Source organism: Cryptosporangium sp. NPDC051539, from assembly GCF_044454545.1.
In the GTDB taxonomy this organism is placed as follows: Bacteria; Actinomycetota; Actinomycetes; order Mycobacteriales; family Cryptosporangiaceae; genus Cryptosporangium.
Genome location: NZ_JBITDV010000004.1, coordinates 500811 through 512657 on the forward strand (window position 1 = coordinate 500811; position 11847 = coordinate 512657).

Genomic DNA, 11847 nt, shown 5'->3' on the forward strand with positions numbered 1-11847 from the left:
ACGAAAGCAAACTCAGAAGAAGTGAGGAGGAGCCCGTGCAAGTGCCCGTCATCATTCGCCCGCCCGCGCTCGAACCGCCGGCCGTGGCGCTGCTCCGTCCATCGGCCGCCCACATCCGCTCAGCCCCTCCGGAGCTGCCGTTCCCTCCCGGGCGAGACCGGCGCTCCCGCTCGGCCGGGGTGTCGTTCGGCCCCCAGGCGACGCCGAGCGACGCGCTGCCCGACCCGTCGGCCCACGCCCGCGGGCTCGTCCTGGCGCTGCTCGAGGTACTGAGCGGGCGCCGCCCGGTGCAGCAACTCCGCCCGCACCTGACCGAGGAGGCTTTCCAGCGCCTCGCGGGCCGGCTCCAGCGGGCCCGCGCCACGGCCGGCGCGGTGGCCCCGGCCACCACCGTCCGAAGAAACCGGCGGCCCCGCACCCGAATTCAGATCGGACGCACCCGTCTCTGCGAACCGGCCGACGGCATCGCCGAGATCACGGTCCTCGCCGACGTAGGCAGTCGCACCCGAGCCGTGGCGGTACGCCTGGAGGGCCTCGACGGCCGCTGGCGCTGCCCGGTCCTGACGATCCTCTGACCCCCGGCCAGCGCGCGGACCCTCACTCCGCCGCCGCGGTCTCCTCGATCTCTCGCGGCTCCACGCCCGCCGTCGGATTCGGCCGCACCCGCACCTCGGTGATCGCCCGGCGCCGGACCGCCAGCACCTCGAACGCCCACCGGTCGATCGTCACCTCGTCGCCCGGCGAGCGCGGGATCCGTCCCAGCACGGTCAGGATCAGCCCCGCCACCGTCGTGTAGTCACCGTCCGGCCGGTGCGGCAGCTCGATCGCGATGTCGATCAGATCGTGCACCGGGAACGATCCCGGCAGCACCATCGATCCGTCCTCGGCGATCTGGACCGACCGGATGTCTTTGTCGGTCTCGTCGTAGATCTCGCCCACGACTTCCTCGACCAGGTCTTCCACGGTCACCAAGCCGTCGATGTCACCGTGCTCGTCGACGACCAGCGCCATCTGGGTGCGGGCCAGCGACAACTCCCGCAGCGCGTCCGGCACCCGCATGCTGCCCGGCAACGCCGGTACCTGCCGGGCCCGGGAAACCAGATCCGAGGAGTCGTCCAGAAGATCCCGCAGATGCACCACGCCGATGACGTCGTCCAGCGAACCGCGCGCGGCCACCGGAGCCCGGCTGTGCCCGGAGTCGGCCAGCGCGCGCCGCGCCCGGGGCACGTCCAGCTCGCTGGGCAGCACGAACGCCTCCCGGCGGGGCACCAGGATCTCTCGCAGCACCCGGTCGCCGACCTCGAGCGCGCCGACGATCATCGTCTGCTGCAACGGGGTGAAGCCCTTGTGCGAGCTCACCATCTCGGTGACCTCTTCCCGGGTGACCTCCTCGCGCTGCCGGTCCGGGTCGCCGCCGAACAGCCGCACGACCGCGTCGGTGGTGACGCCGAGCAGCCAGATCGCCGGACGGCTCAGCGTGGCGAGCAGGTCCAGCGGACGCGCCACCGCCAGCGCCCACCCCTCGGCCCGCTGCATCGCGATGCGCTTCGGGGCCAGCTCGCCGAACACCAGCGTGACGAACGTCAGCAGGATCGTCACGACGACGATCGCGACCGGACGGGCGGCGTCGCCGAAGAAGCCCAGCACCCCGACCAGCGGTTGCGCCAGCGACACCGCCGCGGTCGCGGACGCCAGGAAGCCGGCCAGCGTGATGCCGACCTGGATCGTGGCCATGAAGCGGTTCGAATCGCGCGCGAGGTGGGCGAGCACGCGCCCCGCACGACTGGTACGGGTGAGCCGCTGCAACTGGCTCTCCCGCAACGAGATCAGCGCGATCTCGCTCCCGGCGAACGCGGCGTTGACGAGGACGAGCAGGGCGACGAGTGCCAGCTGGGCACCGACGGAGTCCATGGTTCCTCTCGGGAGCCGGAACGATTGTTAACCCTGCCTACCCACCCGGCTGCGCTGCTCAAACGGCGTCCGAACAAGAAAGGCCGGCCCGGCGGACCGGGCCGGCCTTCGAAACGGAACCGTTACGCGGGCCCGCCGGGAGCGCCGTGGCAGCGCTTGTACTTCTTGCCGGAGCCACACGGGCACGGCGCGTTCCGCGACGGACCGGCACCGACCTTCTGGCCCGGGGCGGTGGCCTTCTTCGCACCGGCACCACCGGCCGCCGCACCCAGCGGCGACTCGGTCGCGACCGCGACCCCACCACCGGTGCCCGCCTCACCGTCGATCGTCGGCGAGCTGTACTGCAGCGGGAGGTTCGACGTCCGGGGCCGGACCAGGCCGTGGATCTCGGCGTGCTGGCCGAGCGGAGCCTCGATCGTCGGCGAGTCGTCGGCGGCCGCACCCTGCGGGGCCGGAGCGTCGGGCGAGGGAGCCTCTTCGGTCTGGATCTCGGCGTGGAACAGGAGGCGGACCGACTCCTCCTTGATCCCCTCCATCATCCCGTTGAAGAGGTCGAAGCCCTCGCGCTGGTACTCGACCAGCGGGTCGCGCTGGGCGTACGCGCGCAGGCCGATGCCCTCCTGCAGGTAGTCCATCTCGTAGAGGTGCTCGCGCCACTTGCGGTCGAGCACCGCGAGGACGATCTGCCGCTCGGCGTCGCGCATGAGCTCGGTGCCGAGCTCCTTCTCGCGCCGGTCGTAGGCCTCCTGCGCGTCCTCCTTGAGCTTCGCGGTGAGGAACTCGGCGTCGATCGCCTCGCGGCCACCGGCCTCTTCCTCGAGCGACTCGGCCGTGAACGAGATCGGGTAGAGCAGCCCGAGGTCCTTGACCAGCTGCTCGAGGTCCCAGTCTTCCGCGTAGCCGTCGGCGGTGAGGCCGGTGACGTACGCGTCGACGATGTCGTCGATCATGTGCCGGAGCTGCTCCTGCAGGTCGGCACCGTCGAGCACCTCTTTGCGCTCGGCGTAGATGACCTGGCGCTGCTTGTTCAGCACCTCGTCGTACTTGAGGACGTTCTTGCGCGCCTCGGCGTTCTGCTGCTCGATCTGCGTCTGCGCCGACTGGATCTGCCTGCTGACCATCTTCGACTCGATCGGCACGTCGTCCGGGATGTTGAGGCGGTCCATGATCGCCTCGACCGCGCCGGAGTTGAAGCGCCGCATCAGGTCGTCGCCGAGCGAGAGGTAGAACCGGGACTCCCCCGGGTCGCCCTGCCGGCCGGACCGGCCACGCAGCTGGTTGTCGATTCGGCGCGACTCGTGCCGCTCGGTGCCGAGGACGTAGAGACCTCCGGCGCCGGTGACGACGTCGGCCTCCTCGTCGACCTCGTCCTTGACCCGCTCGGCCGTGGTGGCCAGCAGGTCGTCCCAGTCTTCGTCCTCCGGCGTGTGACCGGCGTTGCGCAGCTCGGCGGCGGCGAGGAACTCGGGGTTGCCGCCGAGCATGATGTCGGTACCACGACCGGCCATGTTCGTCGCGACCGTGACCGCGCTCTCGCGACCGGCCTGGGCGATGATCTCGGCCTCACGCGCGTGGTTCTTCGCGTTCAGCACCTCGTGCCGGATGCCGCGACGGCCGAGCATCGTCGAGAGCAGCTCGGACTTCTCGACGCTGGTCGTGCCGACCAGGATGGGCTGGCCGTTGGCGTGCCGCTCGGCGATGTCTTCGACGACGGCCTCGAACTTCGCGGTCTCGGTCTTGTAGACGACGTCCGGCCGGTCCTTGCGGACCATGTCCCGGTGGGTCGGGATCGGCACGACGCCGACCTTGTACGTCTTCTGGAATTCGGCCGCCTCGGTCATGGCCGTACCGGTCATGCCGCCGAGCTTGTCGTAGAGGCGGAAGTAGTTCTGCAGCGTGATCGTGGCGAGAGTCTGGTTCTCGTCCTTGATGTTCACGCCTTCTTTGGCCTCGATGGCCTGGTGCATGCCCTCGCTGTAGCGGCGGCCGTGCAGGACGCGACCGGTGAACTCGTCGACGATCAGGACCTCACCGTCGACGACGATGTAGTCCTTGTCTTTTTTGAAGAGCTCCTTGGCCTTCAGCGCGTTCTGCAGGTAGCCGATCAGCGGCGTGTTGATCGCCTCGTAGAGGTTCTCGATGCCGAGCTGGTCTTCGACCTTCTCGACGCCCTCTTCGCTGATGCCGACCGTGCGCTTGCCCTCGTCGACCTCGTAGTCGCGCTCGCGGCGCAGCCGCGGCACGATCCGCGCGAACTCGGTGTACCAGCGCGCCGACTGTTCGGCCGGGCCGGAGATGATCAGCGGCGTCCGGGCCTCGTCGATCAGGATCGAGTCGACCTCGTCGACGACCGCGAAGAAGTGGCCGCGCTGGACCAGTTCCTGGTCGGTGCCGGCCATGTTGTCGCGCAGGTAGTCGAAGCCGAACTCGTTGTTCGTGCCGTAGGTGATGTCGCAGTCGTACGCGGCCTTGTGTGCCCCCGGCAGCGCGTTCGGCAGGATGACGCCGACCTCGAGACCGAGGAACTTGTGCACCCGGCCCATCCACTCGGCGTCGCGCTGGGCCAGGTAGTCGTTCACCGTGACGACGTGGACGCCCTCACCGGCGAGCGCGTTGAGGTACGCGGGCAGCACACAGGTGAGGGTCTTGCCCTCACCGGTCTTCATCTCGGCGATGTTGCCCAGGTGAAGTGCCGCACCGCCCATCAGCTGGACGTCGTAATGACGCTGGCCCAGCACGCGTTTCGCGCCTTCGCGGGCGACCGCGAAGGCCTCGGGGAGCAGGTCGTCGAGCGACTGGCCGTCCGCGTACCTCTCCTTGAACTGGTCAGTCTGCTCGCGGAGTTCCGCGTCCGTCAGATCCGTGTACTCGTCCTCGATCGAGTTCACGGTGTCGGCGATCGCCTTGAGACGGCGAATGATCCGCCCCTCACCGGCGCGGAGGATCTTCTCGAAGATCACGGGTTCGGTCAGCTCCCTCGGATGTCCTACCGCCATCGTAGGCGCGGTCGGAGGCGACGGGCCTCCCGCGCTACGCGGCCGGCCGTCCACCGGTCGGGGCACGGCCTCCCCCCAAGTAAACCGCAGCGGGGGGCAGACGGTTCCCGGGAGCGGCAACCTCGATTCCTCACGGGCGGTTACCGGCCCCGAACAATAGTCCGGCCCGGGCAGTTTGCCGAAGATTTCCACGTTTGAGCCGAACACGTTGGTGCCGAAAACCGGCGGACCAGCCAGGATGACCTGGTGGACACCGTGGAGATCGCCTCCGGGCGTTTCGTGCTCCGGCCGTGCCGGGACGTCGATGCCGACTGGGTGTACCGCGCGTGCCAGGACCCGGCGATCCAGCGCTGGACGAGGGTTCCGACGCCGTACCGGCTCGACGACGCGGTCGGGTACGTGACCGAGCACGTGTCGCAGTCGTGGGCGTCCGGGCGCGCGGCACCGTTCGGGGTCTTCGACGCGCTGAGCGGCGAGGGGCTCGGCACCGTCGGGCTGGTCTCGATGGACCTCCCGGAAGGGCTCGCCGAGGTCGGCTACTGGGTCGCACCCTGGGCGCGCCGGCGGGGAGTCGCCACCGTCGCGACGCTCGCGGTCGCGCGCTGGGCGTTCGGTGAGCTGGGGGTCAAGCGGCTGACCTGGCTGGCCGAGGTCGGCAACACCGGCTCCCGTGCTGTCGCCGAGCACGCCGGCTTCACCGTCGAGGGGGTGCTGCGTGACCGGATCCGCACCCGGGACGGCTCCCGCGCCGACGCCTGGATCGGTTCCCTGCTGCCCTCGGACCTCAAGTCTTGATCTGCGCCGCCCCGTCCCGCCGTGTGGCCCGGACACGCACGAACGCCCGGCGCGGCGCGCCGGGCGTCCGATGGTAGGTGCCGCTAGATCCCCAGGGCGATGACGCCGTAGTCGTAGCCTTTGCGGCGGTACACGACGCTGGGGCGGCCGGTGTCCTTGTCGTTGAAGAGGTAGAAGTCGTGCCCGACGAGTTCCATCTCGAAGAGCGCGTCGTCGACGGTCATCGGCTCGCCCGGGTGCTCCTTGGTGCGGACGATCCGGCAGGGACCGTCCTCCCACTCGTCGATGACGGCGACCGCTGCCTCTACCGGCTGCTCCGAGCCATTGGGTGACACCCACGAGGATGCCGGGAGCACGGAGTTCTCCACGGTCACTTCCGCCATCGCCGAGGCGACCGAGACGGGAGTGCGACGACCGTGGTGGACGCGCCGGCGGTCAGCCGCGCGCCGGAGACGGTTCTCCAGTTTCGTCATCGCGAGGTCCAATGCGGAATAGAAATCCGCCGCGCAGGCTTCGCTGCGAATCATCGGGCCCCGCGTCTTCACGGTGATCTCGACCCGCTGGCAGGTCTGCGCCTGCCTGCGGTTCGGCTCGTGGAACAGTTCGACGTCGATACGAATCAACTTCTGGTCGTAGCGCTCGATCCGCGAGATCTTCTCACCGACGTGCTGCCGGTAGTGATCGGGCACCTCGACGTTTCGACCCTTGACGACGATGTCCACACGTACCTCCACGCTTCCGCGAACTGGTCAGCCGGCCCTACGCCGGGCGGCTTCATTTGCGAGGTACCGGTCAACCCTGACGGGCCCTGTTCACAGGGCGGGAGGGAAACCGGTAAGCGGCAACCTCCCCTCGATGACTTCCATCTGTTCAGGGTGAGAACTGCGGTGGAACCTGACGCTAACCCCTCCGGGTAGGAGTAGTCACCCCTCCACTCCGACCAAAACATCCCGTTTGGGGAAACCGTATGCTTGTTACGCCTGGTGACCGACTTTTGTCTTCCCTCAGAATGGAAACAGACACCGGGCGTGGCGACACCCACGCCGGGCGGACTGCACCCGCTGCGCAACCATGGAGCTACCGAAAGTGACGGGCGGTCGGCCCTGGAGACCCTCGCCGGGACGTCGCCGCGACCACCGCGGCGGCCAATACCGGCAGCCCACGACCGGACACCGCCCGAGCCGCCTCGGTGAGCGTCGCGCCCGTGGTCACGATGTCGTCGACGAGCACGATGGCGCTCCCCCGGCGCTGCCGCGCGCGGGCCGCCGGACGGGTACGGGCGACCCCGAACGCGCCCGCGATGTTCTCGCGACGTTCCGTAGCGGTCAATCCCACCGAATCTGCCGGAGTGCGACGCTGGGTGAGCAAAGGGGCTGCCATCACCTCCACACCCTGGGAACGCAACGTCACGGCGGCGTGCCGGGCCAGGCGCAGGACGTGGTCGCCACCGCGGGCGCGGATCGCGGCGGGTGACGACGGCACCGGAACCAGCAGCAGCCGACCGCCCCCGGACCCGGCCGCCACCGCGACGGCCAGGCGGGCGCCCAGGAACGCCGCCAGCGAACGGCGTCCGCGTTCCTTGTAGGCGATCAGCGCCGCCCGCAGCGCCCCGCCGTAGGGCCCGGACGCGACGCACACGGCCGGCTCGCCCCCGCCGGAGCGGTCGCCCGGCGGCACCGCCAGCGCGACCGTGCTCTGCACCGCGAGCGCGCACGGCGGGCACAGCGGCCCGCGATCGCCGCCGCAGCCCACGCACCGCACCGGCAGGACCAGATCGAGCACCGCATCGAGCATGCGGCCACAGTGCTCCGCCGCGACGGCGTCCGGTAAGCCCCTGTGGACCACCGGTCAGCCGCTGTGGACAACCGGCTAACCGGGGTAGAACGGCGCCGAGCCGGGCCGGTCGGGGTTCTCCGGGCGGCTGTTCACGCTCAGGTCGACGATCTTCCCGCCGACCTCGAGCGGCACCGCGCTCTCCGGGTTGGCGGTCGGATCCGCGGTCACCCGCACGGTCGTCGGATACGGCGCGGAACGGTCGGACGACTGCTGCGAGCGCGCGGGTGCCCCGTCGACCGGTGCGATCACCAGCGAGATCCGCCCGTTGGCCCGCTCGACCGGTACCGCGGCGGTCACCAGGTCACGCCAGGACACGTCCCGCGGCACCCCGTCGACCTGCAGCTCCCGCACGGTCAGCACCAGCGCGCCGCCGGTCGAACCGGTCAGCGTGCCGTAGTACAGCCGGGCCGAGCTGCCGGTGCCGTTGATCAGCAACGCGCGGACCCCGTCCAGCGAGAGCCGGAACGAGGTGACGTCGGTGAGCCGGCTGCCGCCCGGCGCGACCACCCGGATCTCGGTCGGATGGGCCGCGTTGCCGACGCCGACCTGGTAGACCCGGCCGTCGATCGGAACCGCGACCGTCGCCCGGCCACCTCCCCAGGACGGGCGGCCGATCTCCGGCGCCCGCAGCGTCGGCTGCAGGAACCCGGTCGCGTCGGCGATCCAGAGCCGCTGCCCGCCGCCCGGTTCGTCGCGCACGACCGCCATCCGGGTCAGATCGAGCGAGACGGCCGCCGAGTGCACGCCCTTCATGACGACCGGCCGCTTGAGTTTCGGCCGATCCGGATCGACCGCGCCCGCCGGGGACAGGATCTGCACGGCGCCGTTCTTGACGTAGAACGACGGCAGGTTCCGGTTGACCACCGCCGGGTTGTAACGCCGCCAGAGCGATTGCGGCTGGGTGGCCGAGAACCCCTTGACGTCGAGCGGACGACCACCGACGAGCAGCCGCACCGCACCCTGGAACGAGCTGCTGAGCGACCAGCCGACCTCGGCGACGAACGCGTTGAGCGCGTCCTTGTCCACCGACTCGGCCTCGGGCTCCAACTCGATGATCAGGTCGCCGTTCTCGAACGCGACCCGCCGGGTCCGCTTGATCTTCTCCATCGGGTTCTGGGCGACGCGGCTGAGCTCGGTGGACGGCCCCGACAGCACGAAGTCGACGATCTGGTTCGGCTGGCTGCCGATGTCTTCGTTCACGTACCGGATCTCGGGGACGACCAGCCGGGGGTTCGTACCGGTGATCGCACTCGGCGCGGCCGCGTAGTACACGGTGTACGGCGGGAACGAGTCCTTGAACCGGTCGGCGGTGACGATGATCGGCGGCGGTTCCGCGAACAGCCACACGCCTTTGACCTTGACGATCCGGACCTGGACCTGCCAGTCCGGGTTCTCCTGCTCGCGGAAGATGCCGCCGCTGTCGACGGTGCCGACCAGCTCGGCCCGGAACGTGGCCGTCGTCGCGTCGCTGCCGTTCAGGGCAGGCGCCACCGCGGTCTGGATGTCGCCGCGCACGACCACCGTCGACGGGTTCTGGTTGAACGCGTTGCGGGTCTGGGCGGCCAGGTACTTGTCGCCCAGCGACACCGGATTCCGGGTGTTCACCAGCGCGCTGACGTACGCGCCGACGGACTTCTCGGCGTCGTCGGTGGGGTCAGGGAGCTGCGTGTTCACACTGCCGAGCTCGGCTTCGCTGCTCTGCGAGGCGCCCGGGATCGCGATCGGCACGGCCGGCCCGCTGTCGGGCACGTGCGCGCAGCCGACCAGCGCAGTCGAGAGCAGCGCGACCACGGCGAGCGTCAGCACCCCCGGCCTAACCACGGCGGCCCACCTCGGCCTCCACATCGGGGGGTACCGGCACGTCGGGCCCGGCATCAAGATCGGGTCCGGCCGGCGCGTCGGCCGGGTGCGGAATCACCGGCTCGGTCCTCGACCCCTCGATCCGTGGGCCCTCGATGGCCCGCGGGTACCGGGTGCCCGCGTCGGCGGGAGCCAGCGGCAGCGGCGCCGACGTCAGCCGCACGCCCCGGTGCGACGGGAGCGTCAGCCGGAACTGGGCGCCCAGGCCGGGCCAGCCCCACACCTGCAGCCAACCGTCGTGCAGCCGGGCGTCCTCACGGCTGATCGAGAGCCCCAGCCCGGTGCCACCGGTCTGCCGGGCGCGGGACGGGTCGGCCCGCCAGAAGCGGTCGAAGACCGCCTGCGCCTCCCCCGGACGCAACCCGACGCCGTAGTCCCGGACCGTGATCGCGACCGCCTCGGCGTCGCTGTCCAGCGTGATCCGGACCGGCTGGCCCTCGCCGTGCTCGATCGCGTTGCCGACCAGGTTGCGCAGGATCCGCTCGACGCGGCGCGGGTCGACCTCGGCGATGACCGGCTCGTCGGGCATCACCACCTCCAGCGTCGACCCGATCCGGCCCGCGAGCTGGCTCAGCCCGTCGACGGTGCGGGTCACCAGCGTCCGGACGTCGGTGTCCTCCGGTTCCAGCACCGCGGCGCCGCTGTCGTAGCGGCTGATCTCCAGCAGGTCGTTGAGCAGCGACTCGAACCGGTCGACCTCGGCCGAGAGCAGCTCGGTCGAACGGGCGAGCGCGGGCGGGAACGTGTCGGCGGACATCTGGATGACGTCGGCGGCCATCCGGACCGTGGTCAGTGGCGTCCGCAGCTCGTGTGAGACGTCGGACGTGAACCGCTGCTGCAGCCGGGACAGGTTCTCGAGCTGGACGATCTGCCGCTGCAGGTTCGCGGCCATCTGGTTGAAGGAGTGCGCCAGCCGGGCCAGCTCGTCCTCGCCGCGGACGACCATCCGTTCCTCGAGCAGGCCGGCCGAGAGCCGTTCGGCGGTACGGGCGGCGACCCGCACCGGCGTCACGACCTGCCGGGTCACGATCCCGGCGATCGCGGCGAGCAGCAGCAACAGCAGCGCACCGATCGCGGTCAGCGAGTTCTGCACCAGGCTCACGGTCGCGACCTGGTCGTCCAGCGGGAAGTAGTAGTAGAGGTCGAACCGGCCGGCCTTGGTGTCGACCGGCGCCGCCGCGACCAGGAACGGGCGGGACGGGCCGTCGTCGACCGAGGTACGGGTGAACTCGTATCCGCGCTGCTCACCGGAGACGATCAACCGCGCGAGCGCGACCGGAGGCCGCACGTCGCCGGCGTCGTAGCGGGGGACGTACTTGGCCGGGAGCCGCGCGTTCTCGGTCTGCTGCACGGCGACCGCGAAGTCGGCGCTGCGCGCACCGCGCGCGGAGAGGTTCGCCGCGGCGAGCCGGAGCGCGTTGTCCAGTTCGGGGTCGTCCGGGCCGTTGAGCTCGGAGAGCTCACCGCCGAGGTAGTTCGCACCGCTGGCCAGCTGGGCCAGCGCCTGTTCCTTCTCGGCCGCCACCAGCCCGTCGGTCACCCGGTGGACGACGAACAAGCCGAGTGCGACGGTCACGATGCTGCTCGCGATCAGCGTGCTCGCGACCACCCGCAGCTGGAGCGAACGCCGCCAGCGGGCGAGCACTCGCGCCATCAGCCAGCGTGCCGCCCGGGCGGCACGCGGGAACCAGCTCCGGGGTACTACTTTCCTCACCCGGTACCCGCTTTGTACCCGACGCCCCGGACCGTGAGCACCACCTCGGGGTGCTCGGGGTCGCGCTCGACCTTCGCCCGCAGACGCTGGACGTGGACGTTGACCAGCCGGGTGTCGGCGGCGTGCCGGTAACCCCAGACCTGCTCGAGCAGGACCTCGCGGGTGAACACCTGACGCGGTTTGCGGGCGAGCGCGACCAGCAGGTCGAACTCCAGCGGCGTCAGCGCGATCGGGTTGCCCTCGCGGGTCACCGAGTGGCCGGGGACGTCGATCTCCACCTGGGAGTGCGGCGGCCCGATCGTCAGCGACTCGGGCGGTGCCTCCTCCCCGCGCCGCAACCGGGCCCGGACACGGGCCACCAGTTCCTTGGGCTTGAACGGCTTGACGACGTAGTCGTCCGCGCCGGATTCCAGCCCCAGCACCACGTCGACGGTGTCACTCTTGGCCGTCAGCATCACGATCGGTACGCCGGATTCGGCCCGTACCGCTCGGCAGACGTCCAGCCCGCTCATGCCCGGGAGCATGAGATCGAGCAGGACCAGATCTGGTCGGGTTTCCCGGAAAACGGTCAGGGCCGCCTCACCGTCCGCAACGAACGAAGGGGCGAAACCCTCACCGCGTAGCACGATTCCGAGCATCTCGGCCAGGGCAGGATCGTCGTCGACCACCAGCACACGCGCTCTCATGCCCCACAGGGTGCCACTCTCCGGAACAAGTTGCCTTAGCGCCGCCGTA

At 70.4% G+C, this 11847-nt stretch carries 9 protein-coding genes; 2 read left to right on the top strand and 7 right to left on the bottom strand.

Annotated elements, in window-relative coordinates; genetic code table 11:
• Nucleotides 1–35: 35 nt before the first annotated feature.
• On the top strand, nt 36–575 hold the full coding sequence (locus ACIBZJ_RS16000) for an Rv3235 family protein (protein ID WP_395930006.1): 540 nt from the start codon (nt 36–38) through the stop codon (nt 573–575).
• Between the two features lie 22 nt (nt 576–597).
• On the opposite strand, the gene ACIBZJ_RS16005 is transcribed toward ACIBZJ_RS16000, so the two are convergent.
• Both ACIBZJ_RS16005 and secA read right to left on the bottom strand, forming a co-directional pair.
• Complete coding sequence (locus ACIBZJ_RS16005; RefSeq protein ID WP_395930008.1) at nt 598–1911, bottom strand: hemolysin family protein; 1314 nt, start codon at nt 1909–1911, stop codon at nt 598–600.
• 122 nt (nt 1912–2033) lie between these two features.
• Nucleotides 2034–4907 (bottom strand): preprotein translocase subunit SecA, encoded by a 2874-nt coding sequence (secA, locus tag ACIBZJ_RS16010; RefSeq protein ID WP_395930010.1) that lies wholly within the window; start codon nt 4905–4907, stop codon nt 2034–2036.
• 246 nt (nt 4908–5153) lie between these two features.
• Between secA and ACIBZJ_RS16015 the strand changes: the two genes are divergently transcribed.
• Complete coding sequence (locus tag ACIBZJ_RS16015) at nt 5154–5702, top strand: GNAT family N-acetyltransferase (protein ID WP_395930012.1); 549 nt, start codon at nt 5154–5156, stop codon at nt 5700–5702.
• Nucleotides 5703–5785: 83 nt separating this feature from the next.
• Here the strand turns inward: ACIBZJ_RS16015 and hpf are convergent, their stop codons facing one another.
• The 5 genes from hpf to mtrA form a co-directional block, all read right to left on the bottom strand.
• Complete coding sequence (gene hpf / locus ACIBZJ_RS16020; protein ID WP_395930014.1) at nt 5786–6424, bottom strand: ribosome hibernation-promoting factor, HPF/YfiA family; 639 nt, start codon at nt 6422–6424, stop codon at nt 5786–5788.
• Nucleotides 6425–6779: 355 nt separating this feature from the next.
• Nucleotides 6780–7496 carry a ComF family protein gene (locus ACIBZJ_RS16025; protein WP_395930016.1) on the bottom strand — a complete coding sequence of 239 codons (717 nt, stop codon included), beginning with the start codon at nt 7494–7496 and terminating at the stop codon, nt 6780–6782.
• 75 nt (nt 7497–7571) lie between these two features.
• Nucleotides 7572–9359: an LpqB family beta-propeller domain-containing protein gene (locus tag ACIBZJ_RS16030; RefSeq protein WP_395930018.1), complete on the bottom strand. Its 1788-nt coding sequence runs from the start codon at nt 9357–9359 to the stop codon at nt 7572–7574.
• Nucleotides 9352–11052, bottom strand: a complete 1701-nt coding sequence (mtrB, locus tag ACIBZJ_RS16035; protein ID WP_395930020.1) for an MtrAB system histidine kinase MtrB — start codon at nt 11050–11052, stop codon at nt 9352–9354. Before mtrB ends, ACIBZJ_RS16030 begins: the two co-directional genes overlap by 8 nt.
• 56 nt (nt 11053–11108) lie before the next feature.
• Nucleotides 11109–11798 (bottom strand): MtrAB system response regulator MtrA, encoded by a 690-nt coding sequence (gene mtrA / locus ACIBZJ_RS16040; protein ID WP_395930022.1) that lies wholly within the window; start codon nt 11796–11798, stop codon nt 11109–11111.
• Between the last annotated feature and the right edge of the window lie 49 nt (nt 11799–11847).

Bases quoted from the DNA above. Each gene is read 5' to 3' on its own strand.
- mtrA (WP_395930022.1), bottom strand. From the start codon at position 11,798: ATGAGAGCGCGTGTGCTGGTGGTCGACGACGATCCTGCCCTGGCCGAG.
- secA (WP_395930010.1), bottom strand. From the start codon at position 4,907: ATGGCGGTAGGACATCCGAGGGAGCTGACCGAACCCGTGATCTTCGAG.
- ACIBZJ_RS16005 (WP_395930008.1), bottom strand. From the start codon at position 1,911: ATGGACTCCGTCGGTGCCCAGCTGGCACTCGTCGCCCTGCTCGTCCTC.
- mtrB (WP_395930020.1), bottom strand. From the start codon at position 11,052: ATGGCGCGAGTGCTCGCCCGCTGGCGGCGTTCGCTCCAGCTGCGGGTG.
- ACIBZJ_RS16025 (WP_395930016.1), bottom strand. From the start codon at position 7,496: ATGCTCGATGCGGTGCTCGATCTGGTCCTGCCGGTGCGGTGCGTGGGC.